Below are 20,176 nucleotides of genomic sequence, written 5' to 3' on the forward strand. Positions count from 1 at the left end.
AATTAACTCAAATATGTTGTTTAGGCGATTACGCTGCACTGCGCTCTCGTTAGCTCACAATCATCCTAGTGCCGTTGTAAGAATAACGTAAATATATAATCTTCATTCTCATCATATGTTTCATGAATGTTAAATGTAGGTGCTTGTGAAAGTTGACGTTATTGGTTTCAGTGGCCGCGGTTTTTAAAGGGAGAAATATTGTGCGATAGGCCCTATTATTAGATTAGAAATGCATGAAGAGAGATAACATGAGCAGTATTCTTAATAGTGTCGACCAGCGAACCAACCTGGTAGGAGAAAACCGCCTTGAACTTCTTATGTTCAGGCTTGGCTCCCGCCAAGCGTTTGCTATGAATGTGTTTAAAGTAAAGGAAGTGATTAACGTTCCTAAGATGAACGTCATGCCCGGATCCCATGGAAATTTGACCGGGGTAACCAATTATCGTGGTTCCTCTATTCCTGTCATCGATTTGCGTAGCGCCATTCGTATGAAAAATGGTGGTGATTCAACTCACGCTAAAAATGTGATTATTACCGAATACAATCGCTCGGTTCAGGGGTTCCTGATTGGTGACGTACTCAGCATCGTGAACACTTCCTGGCAAAACATTCAGCCGCCACCTAAGACGATTGGTAAATCAAACTACCTTACCGCCATCAGTCAGATTGAAATTGAGGGTAAAACTGAACTGGTCGAAATCATTGATGTGGAAAAAGTGCTAGCTGAGATCATTGATTACGACATTTCAATTTCTCAGGGCGTGCTTGACCAGCAAGTGGTAGAAGCCATGAAAGGGCGTCAAGTGCTGGTCGTGGATGATTCCGCAACAGCCAGAAAACAAATTAAAGATACTCTGGCACAAATTGGTCTGTCTTGTTTAGAGTGTTTTAACGGTGCAGAAGCGCTCGCACTATTGAAATCCTGGGCAGATGAAGGCAAACGTCCCTCAGAGTTAATTATGCTGATGTTTACCGATGCGGAGATGCCAGAAATGGACGGCTATCGGCTAACCGCTGAGGTACGTGGTGATCCCAGAATGAGTGACTTGTTCGTCGCACTGAATACCTCTTTAAGTGGCAGTTTTAACGAAGCTATGGTTGAAAAAGTGGGATGCGACCGTTTTATTTCGAAATTCCAGCCAGATATGTTAGTGGACGTGGCGCAACAAAGGATGCGCGAAATTCTGAGCAACGCGTAAATACCCGACTTCCAACTTCATTTTATCGTCTTTCGTGAATTTTTGATGACTCACGGAATTCACATTGGTTGCGCTGTAGATGTGTTTTACACTTTACGCAGTTTCAAATCATGGATAATAAGATGTTCAGAAAATTAAGCCTGTGCTCGATCATCGGGCTGGCTCTCGTGCAGGGTTGTACGAACACCGATATCGCCACAACGAGCGATGTAACACTCACTAACGACAAACACATTCCTCGCAACATTATTATGGTGGTTGCAGACGGTATGGGGCCTGCCTACACCACGGCCTACCGCAATTATGCTGACGATCCGTCTACGCCAGCAATAGAAACCGGTATTCTGGATGAAATCCTGGTTGGTAATGCCTCTACCTATCCTGCTGCGGTATCTGGCTATGTCACTGATTCAGCGGCGGCCGCGACAGCTTTAGCGACCGGTGTGAAATCTTACAACGGTGCAATTGGGGTGGATGCGAATAAACAGCCTGTCGAGTCGGTGCTGCAACGTGCGAAGAAGCTGGGTATGCGAACCGGTGTTGCGGTGACATCGCAAATTAATCATGCTACGCCTGCCTCTTATCTTGCCCATAATGAAAGTCGTAAAAATTACGACGCCATCGCCGATAGTTTTTATGACGATAAGGTAAACGGCCACTTCGTTGCCAATGTCATGCTGGGCGGAGGAACGCAGTATTTTGTGCGGGAAGATCGTAACTTAGTGACGGCATTCACTGAGAACGGTTATCAGTATGTAGAGGCTTACGATGAATTAGCCTCTGTCCCCGCCGGTTCTGATGTTATTGGATTGTTTGCGCCTGTGGGGCTTCCGGCCGCTCTTGATGACGAGAATCATCATCGTCTGTCTTATATGACTGAGCATGCCATCAAGCATCTGGAGAATCCGGAAGGATTTTTCCTGTTGGTAGAAGCGAGTCAGGTTGACTGGGCAGGTCATGCTAATGATATTGGCTCTGCCATGGCTGAAATGGACGATATGTCAGTGACCGTGTCTTACTTGCACGATTACGTCGCCGCTCATCCTGATACCCTGGTTGTGCTAACCGCAGACCATAGTACGGGCGGACTGACCATTGGTGCGAATGGTGTGTATGAATGGCACCCGGAATATTTGCGCAACATGCAGTCTTCGGTATCGTCCATCGCGGTAAATATGGTAAGTGAAGACTCACCTGCAGGGTATGCGGAAGCACAGCTTGGATTTACTTTTGAAGGTGATGACACGGCAAGAGTCACAGACATTGCCGCGTTACCGGATTTTGAAGCCCGGGAAACGGCTCTGAAGGCTTTTCTTGACGAGAAAACCAATACCGGCTGGACTACAGGCGGGCACACTGGGGTTGATGTGGAAGTGTTCGCTTTTGGTGCAGGTGCGCACGCGTTTGCGGGTCAGTTAGACAATACGGACATTGCGAAAACGTTTTTCCAATATTTGGAAGCCAAATAAAAGTAATTACACATATCGCAAAAAGCCGCTTCAAAATCATTTGAAGCGGCTTTTTTAATGGGGTTAAAAAATAACGGGCTTGTTGCTCCGCCCCTTATTGATTAAGGAAATTGTCCAGTTCTTCACCCGTCAATTTGCCTATCTGCGAGAATAAATACCACAAGGCCGTAACCAGCAGAATCATACTGGGAATAACGATTACCGGGTAACTTAGCATGGTCATTCGACCTAATTCTTCGGTGTAAGCCGTGGTTCCGGGCTCACTCACAAGAATTATTTTCGCTAACGCATAGTTCAGCACGGAAGATAAGAAGAATGAGCTGGCGACAATATACGAGCTTATGGCAATTTTCTTCCTGAACTCACCTTGCTTGCCTTTTTCGTCTAGCGCTTTGTTAAGGTTATCCCAGTTGATGATCTGATCGTTGAGGATCAACATTTTCACCAGCGGCTTTTTGCTGAACTGTGTTACCAGCACTGCAATGCCGATCAGAGCGGGAATGGTGGCTTCTTTAATGGCGATGTATTCTGCGGGCAGTTTTAGCAGACTAATACCGCCGGTGAGGATTACGCTAACAATGCCCAGAATGGAAAATCCATTTATTTTACCTGACTGTTTTAAATCCCAGATGCCATAAACAATTGGGAATGCCAGTGCCGCCACGATACTCCAGGCTGGACCGAGGTACTCATCACCACTGCCGTAAGACATAATAACGACGGGAATGACGATGTTGAATGCCAGGTTGCCAAAAAAGCCCTGGTTTTGCTGTTTTTGAGGTTCTGTGGTGCTACTCATAATATCTAATCTGTAAGACGTTGGGTTCAGTATACGGGAATCAGCTACTTCACCCAATACCATGCTGCGATGAGGCCACCAATAAATCCGAATAAGTGATACTCAAAGGAGACAAAGGCTTTAGTGGGGAAGATGCCGAATAACATGCCGCCGTAAAGTAAGGCAACCAATACGGATATCACCAGATAGTGCACCTGTTTACTTCGAAAGCCTGCTAACAACAAGAAGCCAAAATAGCCATAAACGATGCCACTGGCACCAATATGAATGGCAGAGCGTCCGAACAACCATACGCCGAGTCCGCCAATCAGGAACACCGTAAGTGTAGTAAGCCAGAACGTTTTATTGCCCCACTGCATGATGAGCCACATAAACAGCAACAGGGGCACAAGGTTAGTGATGAGGTGACTCGGCGAGCCGTGAAGAAAGGGGGCGGTAAAAATAAAGGGCAGGCTATGCAATTCTCTGGGGATAACACCGAAGATGTTTAAGCTGTTAGCGGTAAGCACGTTTATCGCTTCCAGGATAATGAGAACCAGGGCCACAATGGCAATAAAACGAAACTGTCTTTTAAGTACTGACATAACTCTCCGTCAGGCATCGCTGTGTATGCCAGGTATTTCTCATGCTAACCGGCTGGTCCGGTGTGCTGCTTCAGGCGATAATGTGGGGCAGATAGCGAGATAAATCCTGCGTGATCATCGAGCTATCTTCCCGTACCGAAATGCCTGCAGGCATGTCATCTATTAGCCAACTGCCAATCAGTGTGTAATTTTCAGCAAACTGCGGCAACGCTTGGTAGGCTTGAACAATATATCCTTCTTCTCCATACGGACCGTCAGATAAATCGGTTTGCTCACCATTGTCGATGAGGCTGATATTGGCGCCTTCCCGGGAAAACAGTGGCTTTTTGATCCACTTGCCCGTGGATAAAGCCGGTGTGTCTTCAGCAAACCAAGACGGTAACAGGTTAGGGTGGTCTGGAAACATCTGCCATAGCAGAGGAAGCAGCGCTTTATTGGACAATAGCGCCTTCCAGGGCGGTTCAATCCAATGGGTACCCGCTTCGGAAAGGGCGTCGCCAAACGCTTCTCGCAGCATAAACTCCCAAGGGTAAAGCTTGAAGCAATCGGTGATAGGGTTGTCTTTTAAATCGGTGAACACACCGGTATCACCTAAACCGATATCCTCAATAAAGATAAAATCGCTACGAATGCCAGCTGCTTCGGCGCAATCCTGCAAGTACTGAACAGTGCCGCGGTCTTCATCGGTATCCTGACAGCAGGCAAAGTGCATTTGATTAATTTGATAATAAGCCGCGATTTCGCTGAACCGGTTAACCAGCTTTTCCTGCACAGAATTAAACTGGTCAGCATGTCTTGGCAAGTTGCCCCGATCAACCTGTTGTTCTAGCCATAACCACTGCCAAAACCCTGATTCGTAAAGTGACGTGGGCGTGTCAGCGTTGTTCTCAAGCAGCTTTGCCGTACTCTTTCCGTCATAAACCAAATCAAGGCGGGAATATAAGGAAGGCTCTTCGTCGCGCCAGCTATGATAAATTAAATCCCAGTGCTGTTCGGGAATGCGAAATTTTTGCAACCACTGTTCATCAGCATGGATTTTCTCTACCGCTTGCAAACACATTTCATGAAGCTCAGCGGTAGGGTCCTCAATATCATTTTCAATTTGCTGAAGTGAAAACTGATAATAAGCCGATTCATCCCAGTAAGGTTCACCGTACATGGTGTGGAATTGAAAACCGTACTCAGCGGCTTGCTGTTGCCAGTCCAGCCGCTGTTTGACAGGAATACGAAGCACCTATCTAGCCGCCCCAGCCACCGGAACGACTGCTGCTTCCCCAGCTTGACTTAGCGCGAACAGAACTGCCGAATCCACCGCGATTCACCGTACGGGTTACCGTCGGCTTCGGTTTGTAAACAGAGGGGCTGACTTTGTAATTCCGCTTACGGATATCACCATCAAACACATAGCCGTCGGCAGTGATCCATCGAGAGCGGAACGGTGAGTATGGCGAATAAGACGTATAAATTGGCTGCGAATAATAAGGGCGCGGCGACAACAACTGACTGACCATGTAACCGGCCATAAACGGCATGAAGAAACTGCCACTGCCAGAGTTCATTTCGCGGCACTGATTGGCGCCAAACTCGTATTCACAATCTGATTCTGTGCCAAAACGAGGACTGGTGCGGGCGGCTTCATCCAGCGCGGTCTGATAGGCGGCTTCACATTTTTCCACCGCATCAGGGTAATCACGTTTGCAATCATCCACGGAGGTGTATATTTGCGCGTCCTGGCGGTCATCGGCACAGCCTGAGGACATTATGCCCGCAATACCCACTGCCAGCGGCTTAAGCATAAAGCCTTTACGCATTTTAAACAGGTCGATATGACGACTTCTTTTCTGGGTCATAATGCGCTCCCCACTAATAAGTCATACAGGCAGAATTCAACAAACCTACCGCAATAGACATGGCTGCCAGCATGATACCCGCAGACACCTCGTTGTTGTTGATACGTTCTGCAATTTTGGGCATAAACGTAAAGCGAAGCAGACCAAACGCACAAGACTGCGCCACAATGGCAATCACTGCCCACAGCGCGAAGTCAACAATGGATACCGCGTTTGACGCCGCGCCAGACAGGGCGATGGCAAAACCAATCAGTGCGCCACCAAAACCGACAGCCGCCGCCACATTTTTGTCTTCCTTTACCAGTTTCCACTCATCATGGGGAGTGACAAAGGCGTAAACGATTTTGAAAATGAATAGAAACGCAATGGAGATGACAAAGTAGAGGGCGAAGTTATCCAGCCCAGAGAGTGATTCAAGAATGGCTTCCATGTAGTAGTCCTTATTTAACCGTTTATTGTTATATCTGCAGGTTCAATGTCGAACCCGGTGCTAATCACCAGGCAGCGGTCTGCATTATTACCGACAATTTTCTCTTCACCTACCACCAGTAACGATTCAGTTCTGCCGTTGTCGATGGGGCGTTCATAAAGCATCATAAACTGATCGGTCGTGCTTACATCATCATCTTCCTCGTAGGTGGTTTCTGTCACTGCCACCGGAGGAGATATTTCACCAACCGCATCCCATACGCGATGAAAAACGTTTCCGTTTAGCGTATAGGTGGGTTGGGATATGACAGACGCCAGCGCTTCTTTCCATTGTGCTTCACTGCCAATGGTTTTGGTTTCGTAAAAGTACCAAAGTTTGACATCGGTAATATGATTTTCAGTCAGGCCACCGTCAGTCACTACCTGTAGAAAGCCGTCATCATCGGTGTAAAAACGCAGTAGCGTACCGCCACTGTCGAGAGGCGCTTCACCGGCGGCTTGAATTAGCTGAGAGCGTGCGGCACCCTCAATAGTAAGTTGCGGTTCGAGCAACTTTAATTTCAAATCGTCTAGCTCAAAAGAGCCACCCAAATACAGGCCCATGATTTCCGGAGCCTTAGGCTTGTTTTCCTGTTTATCTTTCTTACCGAATAATTTTGAGAACATAAATTAGTCTCCGAGTCGCTGCCAATCGATATTATTTAATCGGCCGCCAGCGATATAAAACAATTTGTCTCCACCGGATATGGTGTGCGAGAGGTCAGGGTTCAAGACCATATTTTTGTATACACCACCAGGAGCATAACCAATAAGAATCGCGTTGTAATAACGCTTTAGGTTACTGAAAACGTGTTCTACAGAAAGTTGACGGACATCGTCGGGAACCTGAACTGAAAATTGTGCCTGACCATCATCGACACTAATGAGATCGTGGTGAAGGGTACTAGAGCCAGGATCGAAGGCCGCTTTTGCTAACATCTCAACCGCCACCGACGGGGTGCATTCCACTTTCGGACAGTGAATTTGTAGCAAAGGCACCAAGGTATCGTCGGTGAAATAAGCCACTTTATGGGCATCCGGATTTCGGTTGGTGCAATACAGCGCGGTGGTCATGGTTACGTCATCATGCGGGTTATCCATCAAAATGGTTCTCGCAGTGGCAACACACGCTTTATCCATATCTTCATCGCGGTTAAAAGAGTCTACTTTCACAAACTCAATTTTATCCGGCATGGGGTTATGGATATCGGCTTTTACGCAAAGCACGATTTCGGGTTTATCAGGAAGGGCGTCACGTTCTTTGAGCAACAAATCGAGTAACAACAGTGTTTTTTTCTCGTTCCAGCCAATGACCAGAATGTGATTTTCCAGATGTAATGGTTTCATGCCTAACAATCCTCTTTGCCAATGATGGCTTACCCAAGCTGCAATCCGGCCGACTACCATGGCAAAAATACTGAGTCCGACAGGGATGACATAAAGCGCGACGATTAATTTCCCCGCATGTGTCACAGGTGATAAATCACCGTAACCTACGGTGGATGCGGTAACCGCCATCCAATAGAAAAAGTCTTCATTGTTTGTAAGCGCGGTTTCACCGGCAGCACTAAGCAACAGCCAGGCTATAACGCCATACAGCAGAGTAATGATGGCAATGGTGTACCAGCGCGATTCGGAGAAATAGCGCAACATTAATTTGCGTAAATGAACCCATGACGACATGGTGAAAGGTAACGTCCCTTGTTAATGCGATAGTGTTAATGCGACAAGTTTGCGGCTCTAGTATGACGCAAAACAGAATTGTGGTGCAAGATAACTAAAAAGGGCGCTAAACAGCGCCCTGTAAATTTAGTACTTACTTACCGAGAATGCGGCTCAGTTCATCGTCGGCAGAAGTTTTTCCGCCTTTGATACCAGCGTCTGCCAAACGTTTTTCCAAATCGCTGGTAGATTCTTCCGCTGCCAGCTCTTCAGCCGCCTGCAGCTCAGCAGAACGCATCTTCTGCTTGTCCTGAATGCGGGACAAAGATTCCGTCGCCGTTTTCATTTTGCTGTTCGCGCCCATGTGACGTGAAGAGACGGCAACCTGTGCTTTTTGCACACTTTCAGTGGCTTTCACCATATCAACCTGTTGTTCCAGGCGACGCAGGTTAGCTTTGGCTTGCTGAATATTGCCTGCTAATTGCTTTTCCGATTGCTTGAACTGATCCAGGTACTGTTGTTCCTGCTCCTGTTCCGCTTTCAGATCTGCCACTTTTTGTGCGCAATCCAGTGCCAGCTGGCGGTCTGTATCAACGGCTTTGCGTGCATGCGCTTCATATTCAGCAATTGATGCACTAAAGCTATCTACTTTTTGCTGAGACAATTTGCACTTCGCCAGAATTTGAGTTCTCGCATGGTCAGACTTGCGCAGTTCTTCTTTTGCTTCACGGATTTCCTGTTCCAGGATCCGTATAGCCTGACTGTCAGCCACGGACTGAGCGGCTTCAGTGGCACCACCTTTTACTGCGGTGATTAATTTTTTCCAAACAGACATTCGCTTCTCCTGCCAGGTTTACTGTAAATGTGTTTCATAGGCATCAAGGAATGACGCTACATTCTGAAACAGAGTTTCTACTTCAATAACAATACTTTCCGGTTTCGACTGAGCACTCAGTGCGCCAAAAGCGGTGTAATATTCTTCGTCGTTAATGGTGGAAATACCTACCGTTGTCAGCGGGAATACCATGTGTGTGGATAAGATGTCATGGTTTAGCGCTGCGCGGTCTGTCACTTCCGATGCCGGAAACAGCAAGCTCTCTACCAGGATCTGCTCACCACTGATGGCCAGCCAGGCGTCAATGCCATCCTGATTGGCAATGAGCAAACAACCTGCTTCACGGGTAATGACGAAATCGTCATGTTCTTGCAAGAGGGATTCAATTTTTTCCAGATCCCACGTCATAATGTCTCTCCTTTACGATTGAAGCGAAAATGTCGACAACACTGTAAACGACTTTTTGGGTGTCCGACAACATTCACGAGGCTCAGTCTAGACAAGTATGGGCAAAGTCGTCAATAATCAATACCTCATTTATGTGTAAAAAAGTGTGTTTTTGTAAAAAATAACTCACAAATGGTGGTTTTATTATGGCAAAAAACAACTGGCGACAAGCTGTTGCTCGATTGGTGAAGTCGGAAATGTCTATGCGAGGTTTTAAATATCAGACACTTAGCGACAGATTGGCGGAAATCGGCGTGGAGCAGAGCGCAGATAACCTGCGAAACAAGGTAAATAAAGGTATTATGGGCGCCGATTTATTTTTACAGATAATGATGGTACTGAACGCCCGTCCTATTGCTATGCAAGCGTTGGACGACATTCTGCAAGATCTCAACAGTGGTGCAGATTAGTTTTCTGGTAGGTTCTTTCGACCTTTTTCTATGACATGCGCGTCTCTTGCGTAGGCGCTTTGTTATGCATTTGCTTAATTTTAAGCAAAAAAAACCCGACTAAACAGTCGGGTCAGAATAGGATTTGTTTGGGAGAACATCATCACTATCTGTTCTAAAGCTTAACCGTTTAAGTGCGCGCTGTATAATATTTATGCGTATTGCGAAATATAAAGAGTTATAAAAAAATATACTGATAAGTATTTATGATTTTTAATGTACTGATTTTGAAGTGAAAAATGAAATTATCTGATTTTAGTTTCGAATTGCCGGAACGTCTGATTGCCAAATATCCCACCGAAAAACGTCGTGCCAGTCGCCTGCTGTGCCTGAAAGGTTCCAGTGGTGAGGTAGTTCACCGCCAGTTTGCAGAGATGCTCGAGCTGGTGAATCCCGGCGATCTGCTGGTGTTCAATAATACCCGGGTTATTCCGGCCCGCCTGCGAGGCAAAAAGGCCACCGGCGGTCAGATTGAAGTCCTGGTAGAACGTATTTTAGACGACCATCAGGTGCTTGCCCATGTCCGAGCCAGTAAATCTCCCAAGCCAGGCGCTGAACTGTTACTTGAAGACAACGTGAAAGTGACCGTTACCGGCAGAGAAGGGGCATTGTTTCTGCTGCAATTTGAAAAGCATGCTTCGGTGTTGTCGCAATTAGAGCAATACGGTCATATGCCATTGCCACCCTACATCGACCGTGCTGATGAGAGCAGTGACAAAGAACGTTATCAGACCGTATACAATCAGAAGCCCGGTGCGGTTGCCGCGCCAACTGCTGGCCTGCATTTCGATGATGAAATGCTTACGGCGCTGCGTGCTAAGGGCGTGAATCTGGCGTTTGTGACTCTGCATGTGGGGGCGGGCACCTTTCAGCCTGTGCGCGTGGAGAATATCAATGACCATGTCATGCATTCTGAATATGCAGAAGTGCCACAAGAAGTGGTGGATGTGGTGTTGAATACCAAAGCTGCTGGCAACCGCGTAATCGCAGTGGGTACTACATCCGTTCGTTCCCTGGAATCTGCCGCGAAAGCCGCGGGTGATGAACTGATTGCGCCATTCTTTGACGATACCGATATCTTTATCTATCCAGGTTTCAATTTCAAAATCATCGATGCCATGTTTACCAATTTCCATTTGCCGGAATCCACGCTGATGATGTTAATTAGCGCATTTGCTGGCCGTGAACATGTCATGGCTGCGTATCAAGACGCGATTGAGAAGGAATACCGCTTCTTTAGTTACGGTGACAGCATGTTTATTGAAAAAGCCGAATAGGTGTTCACTGTACTACTGACAGTGACTTGCGGTTAATTTTACGTCCGGCGCGCTCTAGAGCATGATCTGTGCGCTGAAACTGTTATAATCGCCGCCAAATTTTATTTATCCACGCGTCCGGGCCGGGCGCAGACGAGTTCAGGATATCGTTTTTAATGCAATTTGAACTACTTAAGACCAACGGCAAAGCGAGACGCGGTCGTCTGGTTTTCGACAGAGGCGTGGTAGAAACGCCGGCCTTTATGCCTGTAGGCACTTATGGCACCGTGAAAGGCATGACGCCGGAAGAGCTTAAAGACAGTGGCGCGCATATTTGTCTGGGGAATACGTTCCACCTGATGCTGCGCCCTGGTACGGGCATCATCAAACAGCATGGTGACCTGCATGATTTTATGCACTGGGATAAGCCTATTCTCACCGATTCGGGCGGTTTCCAGGTATTCAGCTTAGGCGATCTGCGTAAAATTACCGAAGAAGGCGTGACTTTCCGTTCGCCAATCAACGGTGAGAAAATTCTGCTCACACCAGAAAAATCCATGGAAGTGCAGCGTGATCTGGGCTCTGACATCGTAATGATTTTCGATGAGTGTACCCCTTACCCAGCCACTGAACAGGAAGCGCGTATCTCCATGGAACTGTCACTTCGCTGGGCTAAGCGCAGTAAAGAAGCCCACGGCGACAATCCTTCCGCATTGTTTGGCATTGTGCAAGGCGGCATGTACGAAGGTCTGCGGGATATATCTCTGGCTGGCCTGGAAGATATCGGCTTTGACGGTTATGCCATTGGTGGTTTGTCTGTGGGTGAACCTAAAGAAGACATGATCCGCATCATTGAGCATACGGCGCCCAAAATTCCGGAAAACAAACCCCGTTATTTGATGGGTGTAGGTAAGCCTGAAGATTTGGTTGAGTCAGTGCGTCGTGGCATAGATATGTTCGATTGCGTGATGCCAACCCGTAATGCCCGAAATGGTCATTTGTTTGTCACCGAAGGTGTGATAAAGATCCGTAATGCGAAACACCGCAATGATACCTCGCCGCTGGATGAGAATTGCGATTGTTACACTTGTAAAAACTATTCACGCTCATATCTCCATCATCTTGATAAGTGTAACGAGATCCTGGGCGCGCGTCTGAATACCATTCATAACCTCCGCTATTATCAGCGTGTTATGCAGGGCCTGCGCGATGCGATCGACGCTGACGACCTGGAAGGTTTCGTGAAAGAGTTTTACGCACAAAAAGACATGCCGGTACCGGCACTATAACAACAAACGTTTAAAGAGGAATTTATGAGCTTGTTTATTTCTGATGCTTACGCGCAAACCGCTGGTGGAGCTCAACAGGGCGGTGGCTTTGAAATGCTCATTATGCTGGGTGTATTTGGTCTGATTTTTTACTTTCTGCTGTATCGCCCACAGGCTAAGCGTGTAAAGGAACACAAAAACCTAGTTTCATCGCTGGGTAAAGGCGACGAAATTCTCACCCAAGGTGGATTAGTGGGCCGCATCACTAAGGTTTCAGAAGAAAAAGATTTTATCGAAATCGCCCTGAACGACGAAACTAACATTGTTGTCCAGAAGACCGCTGTATCAGCTGTACTTCCTAAAGGCACCATGAAATCGATCTAAGTAATACTGCCAAAGCCGGGATTTTCCCGGCTTTTCGGTAAAAGGAAGTTCCTGTGTTAAATAAAAACTCAATCTGGAAAGTGCTGCTGACGATTGTCATCATCGGCTTATGTGCCTTATACGCACTTCCCAATATTTACGGTGAAGATAACGCCGTTCAGATTTCAGCTGGCCGCGATGGCAAAGTCACTGAACAAATGGTGAGCCGCGTTGAGAAAGCGTTGGCAGAAAATAATATCACTGCCAAGAAAATCGAATTTGAAGGTGAGCAAATCCTGGTCCGCCTGACCAGCTCTGATGCTCAGCTTCGCGCCCGTGAGCTGCTGGAAAAAGAGCTGGGCACTGACTACTACGTGGCGATGAACCTGGCGCCGGACACCCCTGAGTGGCTGGAGAACCTGGGTGGCTCACCCATGAAGCTGGGCCTGGACCTGCGTGGTGGTGTGCACTTCCTGATGGAAGTAGACATGAGCGAAGCCATCAAAAAATCGCTGGAAGATGCCGAAAACGGTTTCAAGTCCTCGTTGCGTGAAGAAGGACTGCGCTACCGCACGGTTACCCAACGTGATAATTATCTGGATATTCAGTTCCGCGACCAGGAAACCCTGGAAAGTGCGGAATTCTTTTTGCGTAATCAGAACCGCGACCTGACTTTTGAAGAAGTGGAGGGCATGACCCTGCGCGCCTCATTCTCAGAAGCGAAATTGACCGAAATCCGCGACAACGCGGTTAAGCAGAATATCACCATTATCCGTAACCGTGTTAACCAGCTGGGTGTTGCCGAGCCGTTGGTACAGAAGCAAGGTGCTGATCGTATCGTGGTGCAGTTACCGGGCATCCAAGATACCGCCCGCGCGAAGGAAATCCTGAACGCCACTGCAACCCTGGAATTCAGAATGGTCGACCTCGACCACGACGTAGCTGATGCGGTAAACGGTCGTGTACCTGCCGGTTCACAGCTTATTGATGATCAAAACGGTCGCCCGCAGTTGCTGGAAAAACGCATTATGTTAACCGGTAACCACATCACTGACGCCAACAGCGGCGTAGATGAATACGGTATTCCTCAAGTTAACATCTCGCTGGATTCTGAAGGCGGCAACAAGATGTCCCGTTCTACACGCAGCAACATTGGCAAGCCTATGGCTACCGTGTTTATCGAATACAAGTCCACCGGCGAGCGTAACGCCGACGGTAAACTGGTATTTGAAAAGCATGAAGAAGTAATTAGCGTGGCGACCATTCGAGCACAGTTAGGTAGCAGCTTCCGTATTACTGGTCTGGACTCGCCAAAAGAAGCCCGCGACCTGTCACTGCTGCTACGTGCCGGTGCGCTGATTGCGCCTATTCAAATTGTTGAAGAACGTACCGTTGGCCCAAGCCTGGGTGCAGAAAACATCGAAATGGGTATGCAAGCCATCGTATGGGGTCTCGCTGCGGTTCTCGTTTTCATGATTATCTACTACAAGGCGTTTGGTCTGATTGCCAACGTGGCGTTGGTAAGCAACCTGGTCATTATTATTGGCGTAATGTCGATGATTCCGGGTGCAACCTTAACGTTGCCGGGTATGGCAGGTATCGTACTGACAGTAGGTATGGCGGTTGACGCTAACGTTCTAATCTTCGAGCGTATTCGTGAAGAGCTTCGTGACGGCCGCAGTCCGCAGCAGGCCATCCACTTAGGTTACGACAGTGCATTCTCGACCATTCTTGATGCCAACGTAACCACCTTTATCGCCGGTATGATTCTGTTCGCAGTAGGTACAGGCCCGATTAAAGGCTTCTCTATCACGCTGATGATTGGTATCGCGACTTCTATGTTCACTGCCATTCTGGTTACACGTGTTATCACCAATGCTATCTGGGGTGGTCGCCGGGTAACGTCGCTGCCGATTTAAGGAACCGTAATCATGCAATTTTTATCATTAAACCATACGGTTAACTTTATGAAACTGCGATTGGCCACCATGGTCCTGTCGACAGTGCTTATTCTTGGCTCACTGGTTTCACTGGGAATGAACAGCCTCAACTGGGGTCTGGATTTCACCGGCGGTACCCTGATTGAAGTGGGCTACGAAGAGTCAGCAGACCTGGAAAAAATCCGCGCTGAGCTTGCTGGTGCTGATTTTGAAGATGCCGTTGTGCAGAATTTCGGTAGCAGTCAGGATGTGCTTATCCGCATCGCGCCACGTGAAGGTGTGAAAGCCTCTGCCATTGGCGATCAGGTGTTAGCGGCATTACGTGAAGACGGTGAAACCGTTGACATGCGCCGTATCGAGTTTGTTGGTCCTCAGGTAGGTGACGAACTGACAGAGCAGGGTGGTCTGGCTATGCTGGTCGCACTGCTGTGTATCCTCGTCTACGTTGCCATGCGTTTTGAATGGCGCTTCGCGCTGGGCTCTGTAGCCGCTCTGATTCACGACGTTATCCTTACGCTGGGTCTGTTCTCTGTACTGCAGATCGAATTCGACCTCACTGTACTGGCGGCCGTGCTGGCGGTTATCGGTTACTCACTCAACGATACTATCGTTGTGTGTGACCGTATCCGTGAAAACTTCCGCAAAATCCGTAAGGGTGAGCCGGTTGAGATTGTGAATATTTCTCTGTCGCAAACGCTGAACCGTACTATCATTACTTCACTGACCACAGTGCTGGTTCTGATCGCGCTGTTCTATAAAGGTGGTGCACTTATCCACGGGTTTGCTACGGCGCTGCTGTTCGGTATTGCGGTAGGTACTTATTCATCTATCTACATTGCCAGCTCCGTTGCACTTGCACTGGGGATCAGTAAAGAAGATCTGATGCCGGTAGAGGTTGAGAAAGAAGGTGCCGATATGGACCCATTGCCATAACAGGCGATGCACACTAACTTTCTAAAAGGTCGCTTAAAGCGGCCTTTTTTATTGGCTCAACATCGAGAATGCCTGGTAAACGGAGGGAAGTTGAAAGGACGTTTGAAAATGGCTGTTGGGCTGTGATTGACGACTCACACGTGGAGCCAGCAGAACGCCTAACGCTAAAACGAAAAAACCAGCGTGTTTCCGCTGGCTTTTATGCTTTTTTGCCGCTGAACCTATCTACCGATAAGCCTAGTCAGCAATTTGTATAACGGCGTAGTCTTTCAGGAGCTTAGACTCTCAGGAGGTTAGCCTTTCAGATGTTTAGCCTTTTAAATGTTTTACAAGGCCCTGAACCACTTTCGGGCTGCCGGCAACGATTTCGCCTTTATAAAGAGGGTCGTTGTTGCCTTTAAAGTCTGTTACCAGACCGCCAGATTCACGCACTAATAATTCACCCGCTGCGATATCCCAAGCTTTAATGCCGCGCTCCCAGTAACCGTCCATACGGCCAGCTGCAACGTAGGCCAAATCCAGTGCCGCACTACCACCACGACGAATGTCACCGCACTCATGGAAAATTTTATTCAGGCCCATAGCGTACTCACCAAACTGCGTCTTATTTTTAAACGGCAGAGCTGTCGCCAATACAGTTTCAGTTAAATCACGAGGCTTGGTTACACGGATACGATAACCGTTCAGCTGAGCACCTTGACCGCGGCTGGCAGTGAAAATTTCGCTACGAATAGGATCAAATACCACAGCCTGGTCTAAACGGCCTTTATGCAGGAGGGCAATAGAAACGCAGAAGTGAGGAATACCTTTTACAAAATTAGTGGTTCCGTCTAATGGGTCGATAACCCACTGAAAATCTGAATCCTTACCGTGTGTTTCGCCAGTCTCTTCACCCAGGAAGCTGTGGTCTGGGAACGATTGCTGAATCTTGTTAATGATTGCCTTTTCCGCTTCTCTGTCGATCTGCGTTACATAGTCATTGGCGCCTTTTTCTTCTTTAGTCAGGTCAGCACGATTCTCAAAACCGCGCACAATGATTGTTCCGGCAACACGCGCAGCGCGCACCGCAATATTCAGCATAGGATGCATAAGTAAACCACCAATTGTAAAAGATCAGGATAAACGCTGTATGGATTTTGACCATACACGTCAAAAGCGCGCGAAGTTTACCAGACAAGATAAAATATGCAATGGCAAGCGGTTAAAAATACGCCCTCATGCCGTGAAGCGAAATAGCCATCCAGATTGCTATTGTGCTATTATCCGCCACCCGCAAAACAGGTGAAAGGTTTTACTCATGCTCGAGAATATCAGAATTGTATTGGTTAACACGTCCCATACCGGCAACATCGGCTCCACAGCCCGGGCGATGAAAACCATGGGCCTGAGTAATCTTTATCTTGTTGACCCAGTAAGCGCACCCGATGGCCACGCCAGTGCCCTGGCAGCCGGAGCGGGTGATGTTCTGGCAAATGCGAAAACCGTCGCCACATTACAGGAAGCGGTGGCTGACTGCGGATTAGTGGTTGGCACGTCTGCCCGTTCGCGCACGCATTCCTGGCCTATGCTCGAACCGCGTAGCTGTGGTCGTAAACTTATCGAAGAAGTGCCAAATTATCCGGTAGCGCTGGTATTTGGCCGGGAAAATAACGGCCTTACTAATGAAGAGCTGCAGCAATGTCATTTCCACGTATGTATTCCGGCCAATCCGGAATATAGCTCATTGAACCTGGCCGCCGCAGTTCAAACGTTATGTTACGAAGTACGCATGGCGTGGCTTGAAAAAGAAGCATTCCCGCCGACCGAGAACGACTATCCACTGAATGATGATCTCGAACGATTTTATACTCACCTGGAAAGCACGCTTACAGGCACAGGCTTTATTGTTAAGAACCATCCCGGCATGGTGATGACCAAACTGCGTCGCCTATTTAATCGCGCGCGCCCGGAAAGCGCGGAGCTGAACATTCTGCGCGGTATCCTGTCGTCCATCGACAAGTCTGTGAAGTGAGGCATGAAGCATGTTTTCAGGAATCAAAGAAGACGTTAAAGGGGTCTTTCACCGTGATCCGGCAGCTCGTAATACCTTTGAAGTACTGACCAACTATCCTGGTCTGCACGCTATCTGGCTGCATCGTGTTAGTCATAAATTATGGACCCACGATTTTAAATGGCTGGCACGCAGTTTATCGACGTTCAGCCGTTGGCTCACCGGCGTGGAAATTCACCCTGGTGCCACCCTTGGACGCCGTTTCTTTATCGACCATGGCATGGGCGTGGTGATTGGGGAAACCGCCATTATCGGTGACGACGTGACGATTTATCATGGCGTTACGTTGGGCGGAACCAGCTGGAAAGCAGGCAAACGTCACCCCACACTGGAAAACAATGTAGTGGTAGGTGCCGGTGCCAAGGTGCTCGGTCCAATCGTGATTTCAGAGGGTGCCAAGATTGGATCAAATTCGGTGGTGGTGAAAGACACGCCTGCCGGAGCCACTGTGGTAGGTATTCCCGGTCGTATTGTTAAAACGCAAAAATCTGCACCTGATGATGCTCGCGTGGCGAAACGCCATAAAATTGCTGAAAAATACGGATTCGATGCTTACGCAGTCGCTACCGACAATCCTGACCCGGTGGCCAATGCCATGGGCGTAATGCTCGAGCACATCCATCAGATGGACAGCAAAGTGGAAGAATTGTGCGGTGTGATACGTTCCCTTGGCGGTGACGTATGTACAGATAACCTTCAAGCGATTAAAGCTGAGGATTTTGCCGAAACCGGTATCGATCCGGTCATTCCACAGCAGGGTGAAGTACTCGACGATTTTGACCCAAAAATCTGATTAACCTGATAGATAATACTTGACTAAATTACTAGGTTAAATACTTGACCATTTTAGTCGGGAATGTAACAATTCCGGCCCTGATTACGCTGGGAGAAAGTCATGAAATTAACCTCAAAAGGACGTTACGCGGTCACGGCAATGCTTGACGTGGCGCTACATTCTACCCGTGGACCCGTGCCACTGGCGGACATCTCAGAACGTCAGGAAATTTCGCTTTCCTATCTTGAACAATTATTCTCTCGGTTGCGCAAAGAAAAGCTGGTAGACAGCGTGCGCGGACCCGGCGGCGGTTACTTATTAGGCCGTGACGCCATGCGTATTGCGGTTGGTGAAGTTATACGCGCCGTTGATGAATCTGTCGATGCCACTCGTTGTCAGGGTCAGGCAGACTGCCAGGGCGGCGAACGCTGTCTTACGCACAGCCTGTGGCAGGATTTGAGCGACCGCATTAGCGTGTTCCTCGACTCTATTACCCTTGGCGAATTGATGTCGCAGCGTCAGGTGCAGGAAGTTGCAGGCCGTCAAGACAAAAACACCTCAGTTCTCAAACCACTTGATGATATTAAGGTAAGCATCCAGTTGTCATGAGCAATCACGTTTCACAACCCATTTATCTGGACTATGCTGCCACCACACCGGTAGACCCCCTGGTGGCAGAAAAAATGATGGCTTGTCTAACCATCGACGGCAATTTCGGTAATCCTGCGTCACGCACTTACCGTTATGGCTGGGTAGCAGAAGAAGCGGTAGACGTGGCCCGTAATCAGATTGCAGATGCTATTAATTGTGACCCACGTGAAATTATTTTCACTTCCGGCGCCACCGAATCAGATAACCTGGCGATTGCAGGTGCAATGGAAGCAAACGCAGAGAAAGGTCGCCATATCATCACTGTGAACACCGAACACAAAGCGGTGCTGGATACCTGTGATGCGCTGGCGAAAAAAGGCTGCGACGTCACTATTCTTGAAGTCGACGAACAAGGCATGATCACACCCCAGCAGGTGGAAGATGCCATTCGTGACGACACGGTAATTGTGAGTGTAATGCACGCCAATAACGAAATTGGCGTGATACAAGACATTGCCGCGATTGGCAAAATTTGCCGTGAAAAAGGGGTTCTATTTCATGTCGATGCCGCCCAGTCTGTAGGTAAGCTTGCCCTCGATATGAGTGCGTTGGATGTGGATTTATTATCTATTTCAGCGCACAAAATTTATGGCCCCAAAGGCATTGGCGCGTTATATGTGCGCCGTCGACCCAAAGCCCGCATTGCTGCGCAAATTCACGGCGGTGGTCACGAGCGTGGTATGCGTTCGGGCACATTGCCTACGCACCAAATAGTAGGCATGGGTGAGGCCATAGCTATTGCTTGTGCAAACATGAGCGAAGAAATGCCACAAATCGCTGCGCTTCGCGACAAGCTATGGGCGGGAATTCGCCAACTCGATGACGTGTATCTGAACGGCCACGAGGAAAAGCGTCTGCCGGGTAATCTCAACGTGAGCTTTGGTGGTGTGGACGGCGAAAGCCTGATGATGGCAATGAACGATATTGCTGTATCGTCAGGTTCTGCCTGCACCTCTGCCAGTCTCGAACCATCCTATGTACTTGCTGCATTGGGCATGGGGGCTGAACTAGCGCACAGTGGCATTCGTTTTAGTGTTGGGCGGTTTACTACCGAACAAGATATTGATTATGTGATTGATAAAGTCACAACCGTTGTTAGCGGGCTTCGCGGGGCTTAATCTTGCTAGTAAACGGCAGCGTTTAAGCAGTGCTGAACCGCGTAAACATTGAACTGCTGT

22 protein-coding genes are annotated in these 20,176 nt (G+C 48.2%); 12 read left to right on the top strand and 10 right to left on the bottom strand.

The window, feature by feature from the left end:
• The first annotated feature begins 248 nt into the window (after positions 1–248).
• The gene (locus BFC18_RS11450) at positions 249–1,199 is read left to right on the top strand and encodes a chemotaxis protein CheV (protein WP_070125684.1); all 951 of its coding nucleotides are present in this window, start codon (positions 249–251) and stop codon (positions 1,197–1,199) included.
• A gap of 122 nt (positions 1,200–1,321) precedes the next feature.
• Complete coding sequence (locus BFC18_RS11455) at positions 1,322–2,668, top strand: alkaline phosphatase (RefSeq protein ID WP_083273042.1); 1,347 nt, start codon at positions 1,322–1,324, stop codon at positions 2,666–2,668.
• Between the two features lie 94 nt (positions 2,669–2,762).
• Here the strand turns inward: BFC18_RS11455 and BFC18_RS11460 are convergent, their stop codons facing one another.
• The 9 genes from BFC18_RS11460 to BFC18_RS11500 form a co-directional block, all read right to left on the bottom strand.
• Positions 2,763–3,467 carry a VC0807 family protein gene (locus tag BFC18_RS11460; RefSeq protein WP_070125735.1) on the bottom strand — a complete coding sequence of 235 codons (705 nt, stop codon included), beginning with the start codon at positions 3,465–3,467 and terminating at the stop codon, positions 2,763–2,765.
• A 44-nt stretch (positions 3,468–3,511) separates the two neighbouring features.
• Positions 3,512–4,051: a rhomboid family intramembrane serine protease gene (locus BFC18_RS11465; RefSeq protein ID WP_070125685.1), complete on the bottom strand. Its 540-nt coding sequence runs from the start codon at positions 4,049–4,051 to the stop codon at positions 3,512–3,514.
• 70 nt (positions 4,052–4,121) lie between these two features.
• Positions 4,122–5,285 (bottom strand): glutathionylspermidine synthase family protein, encoded by a 1,164-nt coding sequence (locus tag BFC18_RS11470; RefSeq protein ID WP_070125686.1) that lies wholly within the window; start codon positions 5,283–5,285, stop codon positions 4,122–4,124.
• A gap of 4 nt (positions 5,286–5,289) precedes the next feature.
• Positions 5,290–5,901 carry a DUF1190 family protein gene (locus tag BFC18_RS11475; RefSeq protein ID WP_070125687.1) on the bottom strand — a complete coding sequence of 204 codons (612 nt, stop codon included), beginning with the start codon at positions 5,899–5,901 and terminating at the stop codon, positions 5,290–5,292.
• Between the two features lie 13 nt (positions 5,902–5,914).
• A complete protein-coding gene (locus BFC18_RS11480; RefSeq protein WP_070125688.1) occupies positions 5,915–6,331 on the bottom strand; it encodes a DUF350 domain-containing protein in 417 nt (138 codons plus the stop codon).
• A 14-nt stretch (positions 6,332–6,345) separates the two neighbouring features.
• Positions 6,346–6,996, bottom strand: a complete 651-nt coding sequence (locus tag BFC18_RS11485; RefSeq protein ID WP_070125689.1) for a YjfK family protein — start codon at positions 6,994–6,996, stop codon at positions 6,346–6,348.
• A gap of 3 nt (positions 6,997–6,999) precedes the next feature.
• Complete coding sequence (locus BFC18_RS11490; RefSeq protein ID WP_070125690.1) at positions 7,000–8,052, bottom strand: potassium channel family protein; 1,053 nt, start codon at positions 8,050–8,052, stop codon at positions 7,000–7,002.
• Between the two features lie 133 nt (positions 8,053–8,185).
• Positions 8,186–8,866, bottom strand: coding sequence for a PspA/IM30 family protein (locus BFC18_RS11495; protein WP_070125691.1), 681 nt, complete (start codon positions 8,864–8,866; stop codon positions 8,186–8,188).
• Between the two features lie 18 nt (positions 8,867–8,884).
• Positions 8,885–9,274, bottom strand: coding sequence for a DUF2170 family protein (locus BFC18_RS11500; protein ID WP_070125692.1), 390 nt, complete (start codon positions 9,272–9,274; stop codon positions 8,885–8,887).
• 185 nt (positions 9,275–9,459) lie between these two features.
• Between BFC18_RS11500 and BFC18_RS11505 the strand changes: the two genes are divergently transcribed.
• From BFC18_RS11505 to secF, 6 genes are all read left to right on the top strand, one after another.
• A complete protein-coding gene (locus BFC18_RS11505) occupies positions 9,460–9,723 on the top strand; it encodes a DUF6471 domain-containing protein (protein ID WP_070125693.1) in 264 nt (87 codons plus the stop codon).
• 278 nt (positions 9,724–10,001) lie between these two features.
• The gene (gene queA, locus BFC18_RS11510) at positions 10,002–11,039 is read left to right on the top strand and encodes a tRNA preQ1(34) S-adenosylmethionine ribosyltransferase-isomerase QueA (RefSeq protein WP_070125694.1); all 1,038 of its coding nucleotides are present in this window, start codon (positions 10,002–10,004) and stop codon (positions 11,037–11,039) included.
• A gap of 155 nt (positions 11,040–11,194) precedes the next feature.
• On the top strand, positions 11,195–12,307 hold the full coding sequence (gene tgt / locus BFC18_RS11515; protein ID WP_070125695.1) for a tRNA guanosine(34) transglycosylase Tgt: 1,113 nt from the start codon (positions 11,195–11,197) through the stop codon (positions 12,305–12,307).
• A gap of 24 nt (positions 12,308–12,331) precedes the next feature.
• Positions 12,332–12,670 carry a preprotein translocase subunit YajC gene (yajC, locus tag BFC18_RS11520; RefSeq protein ID WP_070125696.1) on the top strand — a complete coding sequence of 113 codons (339 nt, stop codon included), beginning with the start codon at positions 12,332–12,334 and terminating at the stop codon, positions 12,668–12,670.
• A gap of 53 nt (positions 12,671–12,723) precedes the next feature.
• Positions 12,724–14,568, top strand: coding sequence for a protein translocase subunit SecD (secD, locus tag BFC18_RS11525; protein WP_070125697.1), 1,845 nt, complete (start codon positions 12,724–12,726; stop codon positions 14,566–14,568).
• Positions 14,569–14,580: 12 nt separating this feature from the next.
• Positions 14,581–15,522, top strand: a complete 942-nt coding sequence (gene secF / locus BFC18_RS11530; protein WP_070125698.1) for a protein translocase subunit SecF — start codon at positions 14,581–14,583, stop codon at positions 15,520–15,522.
• Between the two features lie 309 nt (positions 15,523–15,831).
• Here secF and suhB read toward each other — a convergent pair whose 3' ends face one another.
• On the bottom strand, positions 15,832–16,611 hold the full coding sequence (gene suhB / locus BFC18_RS11535; RefSeq protein WP_070125699.1) for an inositol-1-monophosphatase: 780 nt from the start codon (positions 16,609–16,611) through the stop codon (positions 15,832–15,834).
• Between the two features lie 208 nt (positions 16,612–16,819).
• On the opposite strand from suhB, the gene trmJ reads away from it, so the two are divergent.
• The 4 genes from trmJ (at position 16,820) to BFC18_RS11555 (ending at position 20,116) form a co-directional block, all read left to right on the top strand.
• A complete protein-coding gene (gene trmJ, locus BFC18_RS11540; protein ID WP_070125700.1) occupies positions 16,820–17,533 on the top strand; it encodes a tRNA (cytosine(32)/uridine(32)-2'-O)-methyltransferase TrmJ in 714 nt (237 codons plus the stop codon).
• 10 nt (positions 17,534–17,543) lie between these two features.
• Positions 17,544–18,365: a serine O-acetyltransferase gene (gene cysE / locus BFC18_RS11545; protein WP_070125701.1), complete on the top strand. Its 822-nt coding sequence runs from the start codon at positions 17,544–17,546 to the stop codon at positions 18,363–18,365.
• Positions 18,366–18,467: 102 nt separating this feature from the next.
• Positions 18,468–18,956, top strand: a complete 489-nt coding sequence (iscR, locus tag BFC18_RS11550) for a Fe-S cluster assembly transcriptional regulator IscR (RefSeq protein WP_070125702.1) — start codon at positions 18,468–18,470, stop codon at positions 18,954–18,956.
• Positions 18,953–20,116 (top strand): IscS subfamily cysteine desulfurase, encoded by a 1,164-nt coding sequence (locus tag BFC18_RS11555; protein ID WP_070125703.1) that lies wholly within the window; start codon positions 18,953–18,955, stop codon positions 20,114–20,116. The genes iscR and BFC18_RS11555 overlap by 4 nt, the downstream gene beginning before the upstream one ends.
• Positions 20,117–20,176: the final 60 nt, after the last annotated feature.

It is taken from the genome of Alteromonas confluentis, from assembly GCF_001757105.1.
In the GTDB taxonomy this organism is placed as follows: Bacteria; Pseudomonadota; Gammaproteobacteria; order Enterobacterales; family Alteromonadaceae; genus Alteromonas; species Alteromonas confluentis.